At 60.7% G+C, this 20965-nt stretch carries 15 protein-coding genes; 6 read left to right on the top strand and 9 right to left on the bottom strand.

The window, feature by feature from the left end; translation table 11 throughout:
• Positions 1-101: 101 nt before the first annotated feature.
• The 7 genes from DSC91_RS09465 to DSC91_RS09435 all read right to left on the bottom strand — a co-directional run bounded on the left by DSC91_RS09465 (position 102) and on the right by DSC91_RS09435 (position 8547).
• Positions 102-1595, bottom strand: a complete 1494-nt coding sequence (locus DSC91_RS09465) for an aldehyde dehydrogenase (RefSeq protein ID WP_115777879.1) — start codon at positions 1593-1595, stop codon at positions 102-104.
• Between the two features lie 17 nt (positions 1596-1612).
• Positions 1613-2944, bottom strand: coding sequence for an NAD(P)/FAD-dependent oxidoreductase (locus DSC91_RS09460; RefSeq protein ID WP_115777878.1), 1332 nt, complete (start codon positions 2942-2944; stop codon positions 1613-1615).
• Between the two features lie 4 nt (positions 2945-2948).
• The gene (locus tag DSC91_RS09455; RefSeq protein ID WP_115777877.1) at positions 2949-3836 is read right to left on the bottom strand and encodes a dihydrodipicolinate synthase family protein; all 888 of its coding nucleotides are present in this window, start codon (positions 3834-3836) and stop codon (positions 2949-2951) included.
• A gap of 110 nt (positions 3837-3946) precedes the next feature.
• Entirely contained in the window at positions 3947-5242 is a 1296-nt protein-coding gene (gene glyA / locus DSC91_RS09450; RefSeq protein WP_115777876.1) for a serine hydroxymethyltransferase, read from the bottom strand.
• 90 nt (positions 5243-5332) lie between these two features.
• Complete coding sequence (locus DSC91_RS09445; RefSeq protein WP_115777875.1) at positions 5333-6214, bottom strand: glycine betaine ABC transporter substrate-binding protein; 882 nt, start codon at positions 6212-6214, stop codon at positions 5333-5335.
• Positions 6215-6349: 135 nt separating this feature from the next.
• Positions 6350-7261 carry an ABC transporter permease gene (locus DSC91_RS09440; protein ID WP_229758171.1) on the bottom strand — a complete coding sequence of 304 codons (912 nt, stop codon included), beginning with the start codon at positions 7259-7261 and terminating at the stop codon, positions 6350-6352.
• A complete protein-coding gene (locus DSC91_RS09435) occupies positions 7258-8547 on the bottom strand; it encodes a quaternary amine ABC transporter ATP-binding protein (RefSeq protein ID WP_115777874.1) in 1290 nt (429 codons plus the stop codon). Before DSC91_RS09435 ends, DSC91_RS09440 begins: the two co-directional genes overlap by 4 nt.
• Before the next feature lie 736 nt (positions 8548-9283).
• Here DSC91_RS09435 and DSC91_RS09430 point away from each other — a divergent pair.
• Positions 9284-10435 carry a porin gene (locus tag DSC91_RS09430; protein ID WP_115777873.1) on the top strand — a complete coding sequence of 384 codons (1152 nt, stop codon included), beginning with the start codon at positions 9284-9286 and terminating at the stop codon, positions 10433-10435.
• Between the two features lie 487 nt (positions 10436-10922).
• Positions 10923-13139 carry a LamG-like jellyroll fold domain-containing protein gene (locus DSC91_RS09425; protein WP_115777872.1) on the top strand — a complete coding sequence of 739 codons (2217 nt, stop codon included), beginning with the start codon at positions 10923-10925 and terminating at the stop codon, positions 13137-13139.
• Positions 13140-13334: 195 nt separating this feature from the next.
• On the opposite strand, the gene DSC91_RS09420 is transcribed toward DSC91_RS09425, so the two are convergent.
• Both DSC91_RS09420 and DSC91_RS09415 read right to left on the bottom strand, forming a co-directional pair.
• The gene (locus DSC91_RS09420) at positions 13335-14768 is read right to left on the bottom strand and encodes a sensor histidine kinase (RefSeq protein WP_115777871.1); all 1434 of its coding nucleotides are present in this window, start codon (positions 14766-14768) and stop codon (positions 13335-13337) included.
• The gene (locus tag DSC91_RS09415) at positions 14755-15420 is read right to left on the bottom strand and encodes a response regulator transcription factor (protein ID WP_115777870.1); all 666 of its coding nucleotides are present in this window, start codon (positions 15418-15420) and stop codon (positions 14755-14757) included. The genes DSC91_RS09420 and DSC91_RS09415 overlap by 14 nt, the downstream gene beginning before the upstream one ends.
• A gap of 237 nt (positions 15421-15657) precedes the next feature.
• On the opposite strand from DSC91_RS09415, the gene DSC91_RS09410 reads away from it, so the two are divergent.
• From DSC91_RS09410 to DSC91_RS09395, 4 genes are all read left to right on the top strand, one after another.
• A complete protein-coding gene (locus DSC91_RS09410; protein ID WP_373291830.1) occupies positions 15658-16707 on the top strand; it encodes an ABC transporter substrate-binding protein in 1050 nt (349 codons plus the stop codon).
• Between the two features lie 167 nt (positions 16708-16874).
• The gene (locus DSC91_RS09405; protein ID WP_115777869.1) at positions 16875-18134 is read left to right on the top strand and encodes an MFS transporter; all 1260 of its coding nucleotides are present in this window, start codon (positions 16875-16877) and stop codon (positions 18132-18134) included.
• 152 nt (positions 18135-18286) lie between these two features.
• Positions 18287-19837, top strand: coding sequence for a methyl-accepting chemotaxis protein (locus DSC91_RS09400; protein ID WP_115777868.1), 1551 nt, complete (start codon positions 18287-18289; stop codon positions 19835-19837).
• Positions 19838-20011: 174 nt separating this feature from the next.
• Positions 20012-20959, top strand: a complete 948-nt coding sequence (locus DSC91_RS09395) for a MoaF C-terminal domain-containing protein (RefSeq protein ID WP_115777867.1) — start codon at positions 20012-20014, stop codon at positions 20957-20959.
• Positions 20960-20965 lie beyond the last annotated feature (6 nt).

The raw sequence follows: 20965 nt of genomic DNA, 5'->3' as shown, positions 1-20965 counted from the left end.
CGTTAAAGCGCGGCAGCATTAAACGCAGCCGCGTCGGGAAAGTCAACAGCCCGGCGTGACAGGCCGGGCTCCCGCTCGAATCGAATTGCCTCAGTCCAGCCTCAGTCCAGTTTCAGCCAGGTGGTCTTCAGCTCGCAATACTGGTCGTGCGCGTAGACCGATTTATCGCGGCCGCCAAAGCCCGATTGCTTGAATCCACCGAAAGGAGTCGACAGGTCGCCCTCGCCAAAACAGTTCACCGTGACCGTACCCGCCCTGATCCGGGCGGCTATCTTGTGAGCGTTGTTGACGTTGTCGGTCCATAGCGATGCAGCGAGTCCATAGCAGGTGTCGTTGGCGATCCGCACAGCCTCGTCGACATCGGCGTATTCGATGAAGCAGACGACCGGGCCGAAAACTTCCTCGCGGGCGATGCTCATCTGCGGTGTGACGTTGTCGAAGATGGTCGGCTCGACAAACCATCCGCCGGTTTCAGTGCGCGTGGCTTTGCCGCCGCACACGAGGCGCGCGCCTTCCGCCTTCGCTTTCTCGATGTGGGCGAGTACTTTTTGATAGTGCTTCTCTTCAATCAGAGAACCGAGCTTGACGTCGGGGTCGAGCGGGTCGCCCGTTTTCCATCCTTGCAGAACGGCGAGGACCTTGTCGAGCAACTCGGCTTTGCTAGTCGAAGGAACCAGAATACGCGAGCCCGCGCTGCAGTTCTCGCCCATGTTCCAGAAGGCGGCGGCGACTGCCTGCTCCGCGACGGCGTCCAGGTTCGCGACGTCGGGCAGAACCACTTGAGGATTCTTGCCGCCGCACTCCAGCACGACGCGCTTCAGGTTCGTGTCCGCCGAGTAATGCAGGAAGCGCTTGCCGGTTTCCGTGGAGCCCGTGAAAGCAACCAGGTCGACATCCGCATGGCGGCCCAGGGCCTGGCCCGTGCTTTCGCCAAATCCGGTTACGACGCTGAGGACGCCCGCGGGCACGCCGGCCTGCGTTGCGAGGTCGGCGATGCGCAGTGTCGAAAGCGAGGTCTGCTCGGCGGGTTTCACAATGACGCTGTTGCCCACCGACAGCGCAGGGCCGATTTTCCAGGCCAGCATGAGCGCGGGGAAGTTCCACGGCAACACCGCACCCACGACGCCGATCGGCTCGCGCGTAATCATGCTCACGACGCTTGCACCCGACGGCGACAGTGCGTCGTACCGCTTGTCGGTCACTTCCGCGTGCCAGCGGATACAGGCGGCGGATTCGGGGATATCCAGTCCCATGCATTCGCTGATTGGCTTGCCCGCCTCGAGTGCTTCGAGAAGCGCCAGTTCCTCGGCGTTTTCCTCGATCAGTTGCGCGAGCCGCAGAAGCACCGACTTGCGCTGCGCCGGCGCTGCCTTCGACCACACGCCGGACTCGAACGCCTCTCTCGCCGCCGCAACCGCGCGCTCGACGTCTTTCGTATCGCACTTTGCGATATCGGCGAGTACTTTTCCCGTCGAAGGATTGAGTGTCTGGAACGTCTCGTTCGACGCAGCCGGACACCTTTGCCCCGCGATAAACGCTCTTCCGTCGAGTGAGAGGGTTTCAGCTTTCTGCTGCCATTCCTGATAAGTCGTCATGTCCTGTCCTCACAAAATTAAAGCTCGGCCCCCGCCGAAAATTCCTTCATCCAGATAGCCGCCGAAACCGCTACGTCCGCAATCGGGCGGACCGGCAGCGAGCGCGGATGCGGCTGATTCAAAAGCTGGCGAATGAGTTCATCGGATTGGCCGAGTGCATATTCGGCGATGAGCTTGCCGGATGCCGAGCCTCTGCTCAGACCGAGGCCATTGCATCCGATCGCTTGAAAGACGCCATCGTCTCTGCGCCCAAACAGCGCACCGTTGTTCGCGGACAGACACAGCGGGCCGCCCCATGTGTATTCCAGTTCGACGTCTTTGAGCATCGGAAAGCGCCGGTCGAACGACCGTTGATGCATGCTCTTCGCCTTCGCGAGATCGGCTTGCGAAAGTTCGAGGCTGGGTCGAAAGGCGAAGTGGTTGCGAACGCAGATGCGGTCCGTCATCAGACGGCGGACGGTCGAGCCCATGGGGTCGGCGGGAATCAGTGCCCACGACGGCGTACCGCCGAGCCTCGCGACTTCCTCCGGGTTCATGACCCGCGTCATGGAGGCGAACGTATAGACGGGCAGCAGACCGTTCGGATGCCCGCCGAAGGTCGCCGCATACGCGTTGGTGCATAGAATCACGCGCTTCGCCACGATCTTGCCGCCGTCGAAGCTCAGGACCTTCCCCTGACGCAGATCCTCAATTCCCTTTACCGCGCTCAGTTCGAAGATCTTCACATTCTCCGGCAACGTCGCCGCGAGACCACGCATCAGCGCCGCGGGTTGAACCGTGCTGCAACCCGGCGTAAATAGCGCACCCTGATAGAAATCCGTTCCGGTCACCCTCGCAATGGCCGCCTCGTCCAGCCACTCGAAGCCTTCGCCGATGCGAGCGAGTCCTTCCGCAAAGTGGGTCAGTGCGGCGTGCCCCTTTCTGTTCACCGAAGCGTGAAACTTGCCGTCGTCCCGCCAGTCGCAATCGATGCTGTACCGCTTGACCGCCGAGCGCACATAGTCGATACCGTGGCGTTGAAACCGAACATCGGCCTTGTCGGCTTCCACACTGCGCGAGTAGCTTTCACTGCTTATGTCGTGGGGTAAATCGACGAAAAATCCGGAATTTCGTCCCGCCGTGGTGCGCCCGATACGGTCCGCTTCGACCAGTGCGATCGTGGCGTCAGGCGCAAGCTCCGCCAGACGCCGCGCGGCACACAGCCCCGTAATACCTCCGCCCACAACGACCCAGTCATATCGATGCCCGGAAGACACCGTATTGGCAGGCGAGGGCGGCGGCAGACTTTCCCACCAGCCGTTCACGCCGTCTGGCGCCGGGAACCGCGCGAATTCCAGTTTCGAGGTCATGCAGTTACTGCGCGCTGCGCAACATAGGTTGAACAAGCTGGCCAAACGCGCTGCGCTCGTCGTCGGTGAGCGTGCCGAGCGGCGCGCGGGCAACACCGACCGGCATGCCGGCCAGCTCGCATCCGTAGCGAACGTACTGGATGAATTTCCCGCTGCGCTCCAGCAGTTCGAGTACCGGCAGCAGTTGCGCCATCAGCTTGCGGCCCGTCGCGAAGTCGCCTTGCCTGACGCATGCGTCGAGGAGCGCGGTGTGCGCTTCGGGCAGGAAGTTGGACGCACCGGCGACCCAGCTCCTTGCGCCCCATACGAAGAACTCGAGCGCCTGGTCGTCCATGCCGCAGCTCAGTACCAGCTTGTCACGGAAATGCGTGGCCAGATGATGCAGATGCGAAATGTCGCCGGTGCTTTCCTTCATCGCGATGAAGTTCGGCCGCTCGAGCAGCGTGGCCAGCACGTCGTCGCCGATACCCGTGCCGGTGCGAGCCGGGAAGTTGTACAGCATGATGGGCATGTCGAGGCTGTCGTCCACCGTCAGCATGTGGTTCAGCAGCTCTTCCTGGGTCGGCTGGGCGTAATACGGAGCGGCGAGCAGCAATGCGGACAGACCGGCGCGCTTCGCTTCCTGACCCAGACGGATGACCTCTTTCGTCGTGGTCGCATTGATGCCGGCAGTCAGATACGTCTTGCCGCCCGCCGCCTCGGCAACGGTGTTGAACGTCTGAACCCGTTCTTCGAAACTCAGCGCATAGTACTCGCCTGTCGTTCCGCCGACCCCAAGGCCCGACACGCGGCCGGCAAGATTGGCGGCATGCCTGCCGAGAAGATCATGGTCGATTTCTCCGTCCGGCTTGAACGGCGTGACCAGGGGTGTGTGTACTCCCTCGAAGCTCATTTGAATTCTCTCTTGTATGAAAGGTGCAAAGCGGGTGCAAAGCAGGTGCAAAGCGCTGCCGGGATAGCCGGCAAGAATCGTTGGCAATTCGTTGACGAATTGCCGGCGGATTACACGAGTGCCTCAGCATGCGAGTAAATCGGAAACTGGCTGCACAAATCTTTTACGCGGCTGCGGACCGCGCGTTCGACCTGGTCATCGCCATTGGGCTCCTGTTCGAGCGCCGACAGGACCTCCAGAATCATCTGGCCGACCTGCTCGAACTGGTCGGTGCCGAAGCCTCGCGTTGTTCCGGCGGGCGTGCCGAGGCGGATTCCCGAGGTGACTGTCGGGCTCTCCGTATCGAATGGAATGCCGTTCTTGTTGCAGGTGATGCCCGCACGCTCCAGGGCCTTTTCAGCCTGCGTGCCGGTGAGCCGCTTGCCGCGCAAATCGACCAGCAACAGATGGTTGTCGGTCCCGCCGGTGACGAGGCTCAGGCCGCCCGACGTCAGGACGTTGCCGAGCGTCTGGGCGTTACGCAGCACCTGGTCGATATACGTCGTGAATTCCGGACGAAGCGCTTCACCGAAGGCGACCGCCTTGCCGGCGATGACGTGCATGAGCGGACCGCCCTGCAGGCCGGGGAATACGGCCGAGTTGATCTTTTTGGCCAGGTCGCCGTTGTTGGTGAGGATGAAGCCGCCGCGCGGTCCGCGAAGTGTCTTGTGCGTTGTGGACGTCACCACGTCCGCAAATCGAACGGGGTTTTCGTGTCTGCCCGCTGCGACGATCCCGGCAATGTGCGCCATGTCGACCATCAACAATGCGCCCACGCTATCGGCGATTTCGCGGAACGCGGCAAAGTCCAGCGCGCGCGGATAGGCCGAATAGCCCGCGATGATGAGTTTGGGGCGATGCTCTTCGGCAAGCCGGCGCACCTGCTCGTAGTCGATGCGGTACGTTCCGGGACTCACGCCGTACTGGACCGCGTTGAACCATTTGCCGGAAAGCGCGGGACGCGCGCCATGCGTCAGATGTCCGCCGGCATCGAGCGACATGCCCATCACCGTGTCGCCCGGTTTGACCAGCGCGAGCATCACCGCGCCGTTGGCCTGGGCACCCGAATGAGGTTGCACGTTCGCGTATTCGGCATCGAACAGCGCTTTCACGCGGTCGATGGCCAGCGCCTCAATCCTGTCCACATGCTCACAGCCGCCGTAGTACCGTTTTGACGGATATCCTTCCGCGTATTTGTTGGTGAGGACGGTGCCTTGCGCTTCCATCACCGCGGCCGAGACAATGTTCTCGGAGGCGATCAGTTCAATCTGGGTTTGCTGGCGACGCAACTCCAACGCAATCTCTGATGCGATGACGGGGTCACGGCTCTGGAGAGTTTCAGCAAAAAAGCGTGAGTTCTCGTTCACGTGGTCACTCCGGAATTAATTCATGTGAAACGGGTGATGCAACGCCGTGAGCGGCCGATACGCCTGCGCCCACGGCGAAAACAACGTGATTTATTGCTGCAGCCAGGCCTTCAATTTTTCCGGATGCGCGTCGACGAATTTCTTCGCTGCGGTCGCATAGTCGTTCGTGGCGTTGCCCTCGAACTCGATGGCCTCGACGTCAGCGAGCGTCAGCTTGAAATGCTTGAAGAAAACGTCCGCTTGCGGAAACTTGGCGGCGAACTGTTTGGATGCGAAGGCGTGAACCTGCTCCTCGCCGCCCAGCGTGCCCTTGGGATCCTTGAGATAACGCATCTGCCACTTCTGGAAAAGCCAATGCGGGCTCCAGACCGTGGCCACGATCCATTGCTTCGACTGATAAGCGCGCTGCACGCCTGCGAGCATGCCGGCTTCGCTCGACGATTGCAGGTTGTAGCCGTTCAGGTCGTATGCCTTGATGGTCTTTTCGGACGCCTGCATCAGACCGCCGCCGGGCTCGATACCCTGGACGGTGCCGTTCAGCTTGCTCTTGACATCAGGCTTCTCCAGATCGGAAATCGACGAGAGCTGGGACTCGGGAATGTACGCCGGCACAGCCCAACCGTTCTTGCCGCCGGTATAGATGACGCTGACGTCGTCCATATCGTTCTTGTACTTCGCGTAGTACGTTGCGTGAGTCACCGGCAGCCAGCCGCCCACCATGATGTCGAGGTCGCCGCGGGCCACGCCCTGGTACTGGATGCCGATGTCGGCCTGAACAAACTGCACCGGCTGCTTGAGGCTCGTCTCCAGAGCGTATTTGGCCACATTGGCCACGGCCAGAACGTCGGCCCAGTTGGTGACCGCCATCTTGACAGGTTCAGCCGCGACCGCCGACCCCACACCGGCAACCATGGTAACGACCGCCGACACCGCCAGTTTCGCAACAAGCGACTTCAACACATTGCTGTCCATACAGTACTCCTACGTGATAATGAAATTTTTTGAAAATCTGACGGCCGCTGCAATAGCTGGCGTGTCTGGTCTCCGAACTCCCTACTACCTACTGCCTGTGGCGATCGCACCGCAGCCGCGATGCGATACCGCCGGTCAGGTTCGCGCCGCGGCGTTTGTGCCGGCCTTTGCCGTTCCCGCGCCGGGTGTGACTCCGGGCGTGACGCGTTTGGCCTTCTTTGCCTTCTTCGCCTTCACGCCAAAACTCTCCGTCAAGCGGTCGAGCACGATGGCAAGCAACACGACGCCGAGTCCCCCTTCGAAGCCGATTCCGATGTCGAGACGCTGAATGCCGCTCAGCACATACTCGCCCAGTCCGCCGGCGCCGATCATCGACGCCACCACGACCATCGAAAGCGCCATCATGATGGTCTGATTCACACCGGCCATGATTGAAGGCAGCGCATTCGGCAGCTGGATTTTCCAGAGAAGCTGCATGTCCGTACTGCCGAAGGCGCGGCCCGCTTCCAGCAATTCCTCGCGCACCTGCCGGATACCCAGAGTCGTGAGGCGTACGACCGGCGGCATGGCAAACACGATGGTGGCAATCACCGCCGGGACGCGTCCCAAGCCGAACAGAATGACCGCCGGGATCAGATAGACGAAGGCGGGCATCGTCTGCATGAAATCGAGCAGCGAGCGCAGAATCATTTCCACCCGTTTGTTGCGAGCGCCCCAGATGCCGAGCGGCACACCTACCACCAGGCTAAAGAAGGTCGCGGCGATAACGAGTGCCAGAGTCGAAACCGTTTGGGCCCACAGACCCATGTATTGAATGGCGAGCAGTGCCAGGCCGACGAAGACCGAAAACACGATACCGCGCCGCCACAACGCAAATGCCACGAGGATCACGAGCATCGCAACAAACGGAATCGCAGCCAGTCCGTCCTGCAGCAGCTTGATTACCGCACCCAGTGAGGCGGAGAAAGCGTCGAAGCCGCCCCGGAAATGCTGAAAGAGAAAATTGACGCCGTTTTCTGCAAATTTCCCGATGACTGACGAGTTCATGCTGCTCTCCGTTCCATAACCTGCTTGAGTATCGTCCGGCAGGACACCACGCCTGCGAGCTTGCCTGCCGTGTCGGTAACGGGCACGTCGTGATCCTGGCTCAACGCAACAGCGGCCAGTTGATGCAGGTCCGCGTCCAGCGAAACCGCATTCACGTCTGGGAGCAGGGCGTCGCGCACGGGGCGCGTACCGGACTTATGCAGGGAAGCTGGCGTGACGCAGCCCTGATATCGGCCCGATTCGTCGCAGACATAGCCGCATTCGACACCGCTATCGATGAGCGGATTGAGGTAACGTTCCGACGATGTGCCGACGTCGCAGGAAATGAGACCCCGCTCGATCTTTGTCATCAGGCTGGATGCCTTGAGGAACCGGGAAACATCGACGTTGCGGAAGAAGTCCCGCACGTACGCGTCCGCGGGCGACTGGATGAGTTCAGCAGGCGTGCCGACCTGGATCAGGCAGCCATCCTTCATGATGCCGATCCGGCCGCCAATCTTGATGGCTTCTTCGATGTCGTGCGAAATGAAGACGATTGTCCGCTGCTCTTCTTTCTGAAGCCGCAGAAGCTCGCTCTGCATTTCGAAGCGGATCAGCGGGTCCAGCGCCGAGAACGCTTCGTCCATCAGGAGGACTGCGGGATTGACGGCGAGCGCACGTGCGAGGCCCACTCGCTGCTGCATGCCGCCGGATAGCTCGCTGGGCAGCAGCTTTTCGTACGAGCCGAGACCGACTCGCGTGAGCGCGGTACGCGCGATTTCGTAACGCTGCGCCTTCTTGATGCCGGCAACTTCGAGTCCGTACGCGATGTTGTCCAGGACCGTACGGTTCGGCAGAAGCGCGAATGACTGAAACACCATCGCCATCTTCCTGCGGCGCACGTCACGCAATTCCAGCGTGGACATGGGCGCAATGTCGCGGCCTTCGAGAATGACCTGGCCGGACGTCGGCTCGATCAGCCGGTTGAGCAATCGAACCAGCGTTGACTTGCCGGAACCCGAGAGACCCATGACAACAAAGATCTCGCCCGCCTTGACGCTGAGGCTGACGTCGTTGACCGCCACCATGTTGCCGGTCTGCTCGAAAATCTCGTTGCGGCCAAGACCTTGCTTTATCAGCTCGGCGGCACGCTCGGGCTTCGGCCCGAAGATTTTCGACAGGTTTTTAACCGTAAGAATGCCGGTCCCGGAAACCGCGACAGGTTCGACTGCCGCTGCAACGTCTTCCGCTTCCATTGTGCCCGGGCTCAACATATCTCCCGGCGCAAATGTCAGGTTAGGGTTCATTCTGTATTCCCAACTGGCGAGTTCAAGAAATCAAGCCCGCGACCTTGTCTTCCAGACTCACCCCACACCAGGGGTCAGGATCGCGTCTGACTGAACATCCCCGGCAAGCTTCAGCACGCAACGGGATACCGCTGTCGACTATGAAAGCTGCAAGGCTGCCGGGCGAACAGCAGAAGATGATTCGTCGCATAAAAGAACAATTATGCCGACCGAGTGCTGCCCGCCTCCGCTTGATGCATGAGATGCAGCGTATCAAGCCAATTTGATCGATCCAGCTACATTTTCTGCCTGCTTTTCCCTACTTTTGGTAATGCAAGGCCGAGTGTGTCGTGGTGGCCGAAGAGGCGCTTCAGCCGGAAGTTCTGCGCAACGTCAGCGTCATCAGGGGTTGACGGAAAAAAAGCGGAGTTTCAACCAGGTCTTTGAATATTTAATGAGGAACCCTGTTATAGGGAATGTCCTGGGATGGGCGAAATATTTTGCATAACCAGAAGTAGGGCAAAGCATGGAGAAAACATAGCTGGATATGAAAATTTGGCTTGATAAGCTCCGATCCGCCTATTCGTAAGATTGGGTAAAAGCTGCGCAACAGGCATTTGACGGAAGAAATGTCTTTGGCGGAGCAGTGCCGGAGAGTGGTGGAGAAGGCTTCCGTTACTGACCGGATCAATGAGCGGTCATTGCGGTTAAGTCGGTGTTAATCATAAATCCAATATTCCTGTTTGGGGTCTTTACTATGCGAAATATAAAGCTGCTGGCGTCGGCATTGACGATGACGCTTTCGGTACCGGTTTTTGCGCAGAATACGGTCACGTTATACGGCGTGATCGACGAAGGCATTAACTACACGAACAACGCTGGAACGGGACACGCGTATCAACTGCAAAGCGGCTATGTGCAGGGGAGCCGTTGGGGGCTGAAAGGCGCCGAGGATCTGGGCGGCGGCCTCAAGACGGTCTTTCAGATCGAGAGCGGCTTCAACGTGAACAACGGCAAGCTGGGCCAGGGTGGCCTCGCATTCGGTCGACAGGCCTACGTCGGTCTCGCGCAAGACACGTACGGTACGGTCACACTCGGGCGGCAATACGATTCGCTGGTCGACTATCTCGCGCAGACCACGGCGAACGGAAACTGGGGCGGCTATCTGTTCTCCCATCCGTACGACAACGACAATACGGACAACACGTTCCGGGTCAACAACACGGTCAAGTACACGAGTCCGACGCTTGCCGGATTCCAGTTCGGCGGAACCTATAGCTTCAGCAACGACACGAACTTCGCGAACAATCGTCAGTACAGCGTTGGAGCGCAATACGTGAACGGCGGGCTGCTGCTGGCCGCAGCCTATCTTCAGGCGAACAACCCGTCGGCGAGCTCGGGTGGCGCAATCAACAACGGCGGAGACGAGAACTTTGTCGCCACACGTCTGCGTGTGTTCGGCGCGGGTGTCAACTACACGTTCGGCAGCGCCACCCTCGGGTTCGCTTATACGAATACGAACGTTAGCCAGCCACAGAGTTCCGGCTACGTCGGCACGATTACGCCGGCTAACGGTGCGACCCTGTCGTCCCTCAGATTCGACAACTTCGAAGTCAATGCGAAGTACCAGTTCACGCCGGCGTTCTATGTCGGGGCTGTATACAGCTATACGCGAACGAGCTTCAATGCGACGAGTGGAACGCTGCACCCGAACTACCAGTCAGTGGGCCTGATGGCTGACTATAATCTGTCGAAGCGTACGGACGTCTATGCTCAGGGCGCATACCAGCGCGTGGGCGGCGACAAGACCGGCACGGTTCTCGACTCCGCCTATGTTCCGGGCGCCGCCGACTTGTCGTCGACAAACTCGCAATTCGTCTTGCGGGTCGCACTGCGCCACAAGTTCTGAGCGGGACGGCTAGTCCCTGCTAATTGGCGGTCCGGCGATGAAGGGATGGCGCACTCGTGTCGAACGGCACGCGTGCGCCTTCTCGCTTAACGGCGTGCAGCTTCCTTCGCCGGCCGGCCAACACACGGCCGGCATCGGCGTAGTGACTTTTCAAGCGGATGAGTTGATGGCGCGAGCGCCTCCGCTTTGACCACCGTCCTCGGACGTCGCATACGCACATGGCGCGCTCAAACGCAAACTGCGCCTCGCAAACACAGTCAGCTTTTCCTTACGAAATATTCAGCATATCCGTACGCTATTTTCATTGCGCGGGGAGGCATCTCCGTCCGATAACAAGGTGGGGCCGGTCATGCTCATGCCGGCTACGAAGGCAAACGTTTGCGAATAGTATTCGCCGACGTATTCCATGGCATGGCGACGCGATCGCCGGTCGGTATCCCGCCTTCGGATCGAGGTTCACCCACCACTCAAAAAGCAAAAGGACGATATGACGAGCAACAACGATCAGATCAAAGGCGTTTCGCGGCGAAGCTTTCTGTATAGTCTTGGCGCGCTCGCGCTGTCGGCCTGCGGTGGTGGGGGTAGCCCTGCTGCGGCCGTGGCCGTGAGTCGTGCGACAAGCCTGGCAGCCACCTCGAGTGTGACGTTGGCCCATGTCGCGAACGGTGCGACGGACATCGCGACGAGCGGCGCATTCGTTCATCCTGGGCTGCTGCATACGCAGGCCGACTTCGACCGCATGGCGCAGAAAGTCACCGGGCAGGCATCCCCCTGGTATGACGGCTGGAAGCGGCTGATCGCTAACGGCCACACAAGGCTGTCGTGGTCGCCGCGCCCGCAGGTCGAAGTCGATCGCGGGGGCAGCGGCTCGCAAAACTATCCCGTGCTGTACAACGACATCGCAGCGGCCTATGCCTGCGCGCTGTACTGGAAAGTAACGGGCGACACGGCTTACGCCGACAAGGCCGTGCAGATCATGAACGCCTGGTCTTCGACGTTGCAGCGCCTCGGCGGCGATAGCAACGTCGATCTCGCGGCCGGCATTTACGGCTACGAGTTCGCGAATGCCGGCGAAATCATGCGCAGCTATTCGGGCTGGACCGCGACCGACTTTGCGGCGTTCCAGTCGATGATGCTCAACATCTTCTATCCCATCAACGTCGACTTTCTCAATCGGCACAACAACACCGACATCACGCACTACTGGGCCAACTGGGACTTATGCAACATGGCGTCGATCATGGCAATCGGTGTGCTATGCGACGACCACACCCTGTTCGATCAGGCGGCCAACTACTTTATCGATGGGGCCGGTAACGGTGCGATAGCCCAGGCGGTCTATTACCTGCACCCCGGCTATCTCGGGCAATGGCAGGAGACGGGCCGCGACCAGGGGCATAACACGCTCGGCATCGCGCTTGGCGGTGCAATCTGCGAAATGGCGTGGAATCAGGGCATCGACCTGTACGGATATGACAACAACCGCTTTCTCGCCGGCGCGGAATACGTGGCGAAGGCAAATCTTGTGCAGGCCGACGGCACCTATCTCACCGTGCCGTACATGACCTATTCGAATGTCGACGTGACGCAAACGGGTTTTTCAACCGCCTCGCAGGGCACGATCCGGCCTTGCTGGGCGCTCGTCTACAACCACTACGTGAATCGCAAAGGTCTCGCGGCGCCATGGTCGACAAAGTTCGCGATGGCGATCCAGCCCGAAGGCGGCGGCGGCGACTACGGCACATCCAGCGGCGGCTATGATCAACTTGGCTACGGCACGCTCACCTGCACGCGCGACGCGGTCGCGCCCGCCACTGCGCCGAGCGGTCTCACAGCGTTCCCGAGCGCGGGACAGGTCGTGCTGTCCTGGTGGGGCGTCGCTAACGGCACGAGCTATAACGTGAAGCGCGCGTCCAGTTCAGGCGGATCGTACGCGCTCATTGCGAGCGGCATTACCGATCCGTCGACGTACACGGACACGCCGTCGGCGGGCACATGGTATTACGTCGTGAGCGCGCAGACAGCGTCCGGCGAAAGCGCAAACTCGTCAGAGGTGGTCGCAGTGACGGCGGTGCAACCGCATACGTATCTGACGTTCAACGAAACAGCCGGCACGAGCGCCGCCGACGCGACGGGCAACGGCCATACGGGCACGCTCGTCGGCGGCGCGACGCATGTGGCGGGCCGGGCCGGTAACGCCGTGTCGCTCGACGGCTCAAGCGGCTACGTCAGCCTTCCCAACAACGTCGTCGCCGATGTGTCGGACATCACCATCGCCGCCTGGGTCTTCTGGAACGGCGGCAACGCATGGACCCGCATCTTCGATTTCGGCGCAGGTACGGGACGCTACCTGTTCCTCACGCCGAAGAACTCCAGCGGCGTCATGCGCTTTGCGATTACGACCAATGGCGGGCACGGCGAGCGCGGCATCAACGGCAACGCAGCGCTGCCAACGGGACAATGGGCGCACGTGGCCGTGACGCTATCGGGCACGACCGCGACGCTGTATCTGAACGGCAGTGTGATCGGCAGCGCGACCGATGTTGTGTTCGCGCCGTGGCGCGTCGGTTCGACTGCACAGAACTGGATTGGACGCTCGCAGTATGCCGGCGACCCGTTCTTCAGCGGGTCGATCGACGAGTTTCGCATCTATCGTGGCGCCATGTCGGCCGATCAGATCCTGACGCTGGCGCAGGCTGCGTAGCATGTAAGCGTGAATTGATTCGCTATATGTGTTGAACCGGGCTCCGGACTGCGAAGCCCGGTTCTGGCGATAGGTGGCGTGTGTGATCGTCGATGTCTGGCGGGAGATCGCGAGTGCCGTGTGCGGCTTTGCATGTGACGCGTTCCGCACGGCATTGCGATCCGGATACGACATACGAAGGTGTAGAGAGTAGGGTTACCTGTCGCTGAGTGGTGAAGCGAACGCGTCGCCGGTATGAACGGCTGTGTGCGGAAACTTCAAGGTCACGGCGAATCCACCTGAGGCCGGGAAAGAGAAAATAACGTTGCCGCCGTGGACCCTCATCACCTCCTGAACGATTGCCAGTCCCAAGCCGGACCCTGTACGCCGATCGGCGCCATCGGGCCCAAGCCTGACGAACGGACGGAGCGCGGATTCCCAATGTTCCGGCGCAATACCGCAGCCGTTGTCGTTCACGGTCAGTGCCACCGTTGTGCCGGAGGTGGTGATCGACACAACGATCTCGTCCGCGGCGCCATGAAGAAGCGCATTGTGAAGCACATTCGAAAGCGCTTCCTGCAAGCTGATACGGTCTCCGGAAATGTACGTGCACGCCGCGTCACTTTCGAACGCAACCGCGACATCGCGTTCATCGGCAAGCGGAATCGTGCGTCCCAGTACCTCCTTGACGAGCGCATTCAATTCGACGGGTTGCAAGGCAACGACTTCCGAGCGATGAATCACCATGGCGTGATTCAATAATTGATTGGTGAGCCGGCCGACATCCGAGGACGTGGCGCGCAACGCCGATAAACGTGCTTCGAAACGAGCCGTATCCGTCTCGGTGCTCAGCAGTTCGATTTGCGCATCGAGACGTGCGAGCGGTGTGCGCATCTGGTGGGCCGCGTCGGCAATGAGACGCTGCATCGACGAAAGTCGTTGCGCGAGGCGCTGCATGAGGACATTGATCGCGCCGATAATCGCGTTGATTTCGCTTGGTGTGTTGACGGCCACGGGTCTGAGGTCCGTTGGGTCACGCGATGCGATGATCGCTTCCACCTCTGCCAGCGGCCTTAGTCCATGCTTGATGGCGAGCCCGCTCGCGCCGACCGCCAGAATGCTCATGAGCAGAATGAGCGTCCATACTTTCAGACTCATTTCGTTGGTGAGCTGTTGCCTCGCGCGAGTGGTTTGCGCCACGGTGACGACTGCCCATCCAGGCGTGGTCTCCTCGGGCATGTAGCGGGCGATGGTCGCCATTCTGATGCGTTGATCCTGATAGATCCCGTTGGCGAAAACCGGACCTTGCTGGGCCATCTTCAGTGTCGCGGGGTTGTTGAGATCGGCATAGCCGGCGACCACCAGTCCGCGTGAATCCACCGCTTTGTAATAAACAAGATCGTATCCCGACAGCGTCGACAGGGCCGCCACCGGCGGGTTGAGCGCGAGCACACCGCCTTGAACGTAGAGATTTTCGGCGACCTGAATCGCGGCACCCGAAAGCAGCTGGTCGTAGGCGCGCTCGGCGGCAACGCTCGCGTAATAACGCGCGATCGCGGCAAGCGCCACGGCTCCCGAAGCGACCACCAGTGCGATAAAGAGCAAGGTTCGCCCGAATAGCGTCTTCGGAAACCAGTCAAGTTGTTGCAATCTGATACCCCATGCCCCGTGCGGTACGTATCTCGACCGAGCTTCCCTGAATTTTCTTGCGCACGCGGGTCACGTATTGCTCGACCGCATTGGCGGTCGGCTCCTTGCCGTAGCGGAACAGCTGGTTCAGCAATTCCTCCTTGGAAAATACCCGCTGCGGCCGGCTCGCGAGGATCTCGAGCAGCGCGAATTCCTGACGCGACAACGAAAGCGGCTGACCGTCCAGCTCCGCGAGCCGGCTGCTACGATCGATCGCGAGGGAGCCGATCCTCACTACGTCGTTCGCATGGCCGCTATTGCGGCGCAGTAATACCTGCACGCGTGCTTCGAGTTCGCGGTAGTCGAACGGTTTGACGAGATAGTCGTCGGCGCCGAGGCCGAGGCCGCTCACGCGATCGTCGATGGCGGAGCGGGCGGTCACCAGCAGCACGGGCGTGGAAATGCCTTCCGCCCTCATGCGACGCAGGATGCTAAAGCCGTCCATCGACGGCAGCATAACGTCCAGGACGGCGAGATCAAACCGCTCGACGGCCAGCAATCCGTACCCCGTTGCGCCGTCTGTTTCAAGATCCACGGCGTGGCCGATCCGGGTCAGGCGGCTGCGGATTGCCGCACCGATTTCCGCATCGTCCTCAACTACAAGAATCCGCATGACGCTGCCCTTCAGTTCGATTTCGGGTTTTCCCGGACGGGATTTGTCAGTATTTTCTCAGACTCGACCGCTAAGCTGTACAAACACCAAAAATGGTTTGGCGGTGCGGCGTGGCGACAAGAGCAGAGGAGACGCAATGCGGCGGGGCGCAACAAGGGGAGTGAGTTCGTACAGGAGCTCATGGACAGGACATGATCGCCGCAACGCGTCCCCAGCTGACAGGCCGGTACTTTGCGCATGGCTATCCGCCGACGGCCCATCATGGACCGCGTGAGTCATTTTCGCAGGCGCCGCGCGCTGACCGTCGCCGGTCTTGCCGCAGCGGCAGCGCCCGCGCTCGTGCTGTCGCGGACACGCGCCGTGCGCATCTCCAAGGGCTACGGGATACTTTATTTGCCGCTTCTTGTCATGGAACAGCAGCGTCTGTTCGAGAAGCATGCGGCAAGGCGTGGACTACGCTCGATCGCCGCCGAATGGGTGTTGCTCGACGGAGGAAATTCCGTCAACGATGCGATGATGGCCGGAACGCTCGATTTTGCAGGTGCCGGCGCTCCGGGCTTCATCGAGCTCTGGGCACGCGCCCGGGGAATCCCGAACGTCGAGGTGATCGGGATCAGCGGGTTGAGCACGACGTCTCTCTCGCTCAATACCAACAATCCATCGATCTCGTCGCTCCGCGACTTCTCGTCTTCCGACAAAATCGCCGTGCCCGGCATCAGGACATCGCTCTCCGCGGTGGTGTTGCAAATGGTTGCCAGCAAGGTCCTCGGGCCGCAGCACTTCGCACAGCTCGACTCGATCACGGTCAACCTGCAACACCCTCAGGCGATGCAGTCGCTCATCCGGCGTGAAAACGGAATTTCGGCGCACTTCACGTCGCCGCCGTTTTCGTACCTGGAGCTGCGTGAGCCGGGCATTCATCGTGTCGTCGACTCGATCGAGGTACTGGGCCCGCTCACACTCGACGTGGTGTTCGCGCCCAAAAGTCTGGTCGACACGGAGCCGGCGATTGCCGCCGCGTTTCTTGACGCGCTCGACGAGGCGAACCGCGTCATCGCGGAAGATCGCCGTGCCGCTGCTGCCATCTACGTTGCCGCGTCGAGCATGAAGGTGTCGGTCGACGACGTGATGCAGATGCTCTCGGCCCCGGAAACCCGTTTTTCCGTGCGCCCCAGTCAGTTGATGAACTATGTGGATTTTCTCTACATGGTCGGCACGATCAAGGCAAGGCCGCGCATCTGGAGCGAGATGTTCGCGCCAATGCTGGAAGACTACGGTTCGTCGTGAAAACAAACCTCGCGCACCAGAACGGGTGCGCAACCTGTGCCGTCATGCGAAGGCCGAATATGTGTTCGCCTGTCGCCGACGATTCGCACGCAATTGAGATCTGAAAGGAGTCTGTAGTGAGCGTAAGTACCGCCCTTAATCTGCCGTCTGTCGAGGAGAGGCACGTCATGTCGAAAATGGCGTGGCGCCTTATGCCGATCCTGGTCGTGATGTTCCTGATTTCGTTCATCGACCGGCAGAATGTCAGCTTCGCCAAGCTGCAGATGGCACACAGCCTTGGGTTGACCGAGGCCGCGTTCGGGCTCGCTTCCTCGCTCTTCTTCATTGGCTATCTGCTCTTCGAAGTGCCGAGCACGCTTGCTTTGCATCGGTTCGGCGCCCGCGTATGGCTCGCCCGCATCATGCTGACCTGGGGGGCGATCACCGTATTGATGGGGTTCACGACCTCCATGACGGTCTTCTGCGTGCTGCGCTTCGCTTTGGGTGTGGCCGAAGCGGGTTTCTATCCCGGCGTGATCTACTACCTCACGCTCTGGTTTCCGCAGAGCTACCGCGCGCGGGTTCTCGGTGTATTTACGCTGGGCAGCGCGCTTGCCAACATGCTCGGATCGCTGCTGGGCGGATGGTTGTTGAGCCTGAACGGTGCCGGCGGGCTCGAGGGCTGGCAGTGGGTGTTCATCGCCACGGGTCTGCCGGCTGTTCTGGTGGCTATCGCCGCCTTCAGATTGCTGCCGGCTTCGCTTCACGAGGCACGCTTTCTCAACCCGCGTGAAAAGCAGGTCGCGCTCGCCGCACTTGAACGCGAGAGTCCGGCGGATGCGGCGCACGAGCACCCGTGGAAGGCGCTGACGGATCTTCGTGTCCTCCTGTTCGCCGCAACCTACATGCTGATGTCGACGTCGTTGTATGGCGTGACCTACTGGCTGCCGACGCTGGTCAAATCGTTCGGCGTGTCGAGCACCACCAACGGCTTTCTGAGCATGTTGCCCTGGGGCATTGCGGTGCTGTTGCTGCTCTATCTGCCGGCGAAACTGCGTCGCGCGAAAGGCGTTCTCAAGGCAATGGCATGGGTTGCGGGCCTCGGCGTGCTGGGGTTCACATGCAGTCTTCTGTTGCCCACCACGCCGCTGCGCTTCATCGCACTCGTGCTCGGCGGCTCGTGCATTCCGCTGCTCTATCCGTGTTTCTGGTCGATGCCGCCGCGCTATTTCTCCGGGGCGCGTGCGGCGGCAAGCGTCGCGGCAATCAACTCGATCGGAAATCTTGGCGGCTTCTTCAGTCAGAACCTGATGCCAATTGTCGGGAAAAGCAGCGGGACCGCGTTCGGCCCGATGATCGTACCGATTGTGTGCCTGGCAATCCTGGGCATTGGCGCGATGGTCGCCTGGTTTCGGACGGAGCGCCGGCTGATCGTCGCGAACGCATAGCGGCGGCGCCCGGATTTCACTTGCGGTGTCTGTGCTCGAAATAGGGGGCGACGCCGCTTCCGCGGATCTGCTATCGATAGGGGCCACAGCGCGCGGCACGCGTGTCGGAGCCACCCCGACGTGTGCCAGTTCGTCTATGCAGGAGAACTTTGATGTCCCGTTTATCAATAGCGCGTCGTCTCGCAGCGGGTTTCGCCGCTGTACTCGTTCTGGTGGCGCTGATACTTTCGAACAGTATCTGGCGCCTGAACCACACGGCCCGCGAGACGGAGGCCATGATGGCCGTGCCGCTTGCCAAGGAGCGGCTTGTCAGTGACTGGTATGCGAATGTCAACGGCGGCGTGCGGCGGACCATCGCGATTGCGCGTAGCAACGATCCGTCGCTCACGACCTTCTTCGCCGACGACACCGCCGAGGCCGGCAAGGCAGCAAACGAGTTCGTCCGATCTATCGAAGCGCTAGTCAGCAGCCCGGAAGAGCGCGCGCTGTTTCAGGCAGTCGTTTCGAATCGCAAGCAATTCGTTGCGCTTCGTGACGCGATCACCCAGTACAGGAAGGAGGGGCAGGAGGCGCAGGCCATCGCTCTTCTCAACGAGAAGTTCCTTCCTCAGTCCAAGGCGTACCTGCTTTCCATGCGGGCCCTCCTGGACTACCAGCGCAAAGACATCGACGCGCACGCGAAGTCCATCGCCGCTGACAACGCGGCCAGCGTCGTCTTGATGCTGGCTTTGGGCGCGACTGCGCTCGGCCTGGGCATATTCATCTCCTATGTCATTACAAGGAGCATCACGCAGCCGTTGAAGCTGGCGGTGGTGTCTGCCAGACGGGTTGCGGACGGCGATCTCAGTACGCGTCTTCCGTCCGGTTATTCCGCGGAAATCGGGGATCTTCTCAACGCGCTGAGCAACATGCAGGAGCAGCTCTCGGTGGTGGTCAAAGGTGTCCGCGACAACGCGCGGAGCGTATCGATCGCCAGTCGGGAGATTTCGCAGGGCAATCTCGATCTGAGTCAACGCACCGAAGAGCAGGCGAGCGCCCTCGAGCAGACAGCTGCCACGATGGAGCAGTTTGGAGCGACAGTGCGCAACAATGCCGACAACGCCAGGCTCGCGAACGAGCTTGCGGCTGCTGCGTGCGGGGTGGTCGGAAAAGGCGGAGAGGTCGTCTCGGACGTGGTCGAGACGATGAAGCGTATCGACGAAAGCTCGAAGATGATCGGAGATATTATCGGCGTGATCGACGGACTCGCGTTCCAGACCAACATCCTCGCACTGAATGCGGCAGTCGAGGCAGCGCGAGCCGGGGAACAGGGGCGAGGTTTCGCGGTGGTCGCGGGAGAAGTCCGAACCCTGGCGCAACGCAGCGCCAAAGCGGCCAAGGAGATCAAGTCGTTGATTGAAGCGAGCCTCGTGCAGGTCAGGCAAGGCACCGTGCTCGCGGATCAGGCGGGAACGACAATGAGAGACGTTGTTCAGGCTATCGACCGTGTAAGCGGCATTATTGGCGAGATCAGTTCGGCCAGCGCCGAACAAAGCGAAGGTGCAGCGCAAATTGGTGTCGCGATCAATCAGATCGATCAAACCACACAGCAAAACGCCGCATTGGTGGAAGAAAGCGCCGCAGCGGCTCAAAGCCTTGAACATCAGTCGCGCCTGTTACTTGATGCCGTCTCGGTCTTCAAACCGGATGGCTCGGCGGCTTAAGCCGCGAGCGCCATGCCTTTTTTCGTCTCAGGGGCACTTGCACGCGACACTGTCACATCATCCCTTTGATCGATTTCGCCATGCCCGGAAGCTCAGTAGAGTGACTCGCGGTGCTGCCACTACGTGATGTGACGAAGTGGCGGCTTTCGATTCGTCTACCGGAGTGCACTAGTCATGGCATCACAACCCGTTTTTATCCAGGTCGGTGAACTTGCTGACGGTTTCGCGCCCGACAGCCACATTCTGCCGGCGCTTGACGATCTCGTCGGCAAGACACTGCGACTCGCGTTCGCTGACCACCCTACGCTCGAACTGGAGTTCGCAACGGCCGGTGTGTTGCGCTCGCATGTTCTGGCAGGCCAGCGGCGTGGTTCAAGCGGCGAACATCGCTATCGCGCGACATCGCTACGCAGCGGTATTTATCTGGTCGATTTCGTCGGCGAAGCCGGGGTGGTCGATTCGCACGCGCCGCAAAGTGCCGCTTCCACAGAAGGCGGTGACAGTGCGGGAGATATCGCCGCCACGCCATCGTCGAGCAGCTTTGTGCTCGACCTGAATCGCGGTTTGTGCACGTCTGTCGTCGGCACGCTTCCGAGCGAGGCGCAAACGCGGGTTGCTCCTTTTACGCGTGTCGAACAGGGCGACGAGTTGACCAGTGTGCGCGTCCAGTTCAGGCACGGTACGATCGCGCCGGGCCAGACGTCAGCGTCCGCGCCGCGGGGGCAGGCCGCCGCGCCGGCGGACCCGCTCGCCGCCGAGGCGTTGCATCGTCCCACCGGCGAACTGATCGGCATGCGCAATCTCTACACGTATAGCGCAACCGAGCGCTACGAACACGTGTATCTCAACGAGAACTTCTACGCGTGGCAGTGTCTGTCCGGCGTCGAACAAGGTCTTGCCGATGTCGACCGCTGCCACTATTTCGCCATCGACACGAATCTGTACCTGTTCGTGTGGCGCGAGAAAATCATTCCAACCCTGGGCGTCGTGATGATCGACCTCGACCGCCTCAGGACCGACGGCAAGATTTTTGGCTACAAGGGAAACCGCTTCGACGCGGTGTCGAATTTTCCGGTCGGCGCGCACGCGCGGATTCTGAACACGACACGGTATCCGCAATGACGCAAG

Source organism: Paraburkholderia caffeinilytica, assembly GCF_003368325.1.
Lineage (GTDB): Bacteria > Pseudomonadota > Gammaproteobacteria > Burkholderiales > Burkholderiaceae > Paraburkholderia > Paraburkholderia caffeinilytica.
Note: the sequence above shows the minus strand (reverse complement) of the source record. Positions and strands in the feature narration are given on the sequence as shown.

Bases quoted from the DNA above. Each gene is read 5' to 3' on its own strand.
- DSC91_RS09400 (WP_115777868.1), top strand. From the start codon at position 18,287: ATGTCCCGTTTATCAATAGCGCGTCGTCTCGCAGCGGGTTTCGCCGCT.
- DSC91_RS09435 (WP_115777874.1), bottom strand. From the start codon at position 8,547: ATGAACCCTAACCTGACATTTGCGCCGGGAGATATGTTGAGCCCGGGC.
- DSC91_RS09460 (WP_115777878.1), bottom strand. From the start codon at position 2,944: ATGACCTCGAAACTGGAATTCGCGCGGTTCCCGGCGCCAGACGGCGTG.
- DSC91_RS09415 (WP_115777870.1), bottom strand. From the start codon at position 15,420: ATGCGGATTCTTGTAGTTGAGGACGATGCGGAAATCGGTGCGGCAATC.
- DSC91_RS09430 (WP_115777873.1), top strand. From the start codon at position 9,284: ATGCGAAATATAAAGCTGCTGGCGTCGGCATTGACGATGACGCTTTCG.
- DSC91_RS09405 (WP_115777869.1), top strand. From the start codon at position 16,875: ATGTCGAAAATGGCGTGGCGCCTTATGCCGATCCTGGTCGTGATGTTC.
- DSC91_RS09445 (WP_115777875.1), bottom strand. From the start codon at position 6,214: ATGGACAGCAATGTGTTGAAGTCGCTTGTTGCGAAACTGGCGGTGTCG.
- DSC91_RS09455 (WP_115777877.1), bottom strand. From the start codon at position 3,836: ATGAGCTTCGAGGGAGTACACACACCCCTGGTCACGCCGTTCAAGCCG.
- DSC91_RS09440 (WP_229758171.1), bottom strand. From the start codon at position 7,261: ATGAACTCGTCAGTCATCGGGAAATTTGCAGAAAACGGCGTCAATTTT.
- DSC91_RS09465 (WP_115777879.1), bottom strand. From the start codon at position 1,595: ATGACGACTTATCAGGAATGGCAGCAGAAAGCTGAAACCCTCTCACTC.
- DSC91_RS09395 (WP_115777867.1), top strand. From the start codon at position 20,012: ATGGCATCACAACCCGTTTTTATCCAGGTCGGTGAACTTGCTGACGGT.
- DSC91_RS09410 (WP_373291830.1), top strand. From the start codon at position 15,658: ATGGCTATCCGCCGACGGCCCATCATGGACCGCGTGAGTCATTTTCGC.
- DSC91_RS09425 (WP_115777872.1), top strand. From the start codon at position 10,923: ATGACGAGCAACAACGATCAGATCAAAGGCGTTTCGCGGCGAAGCTTT.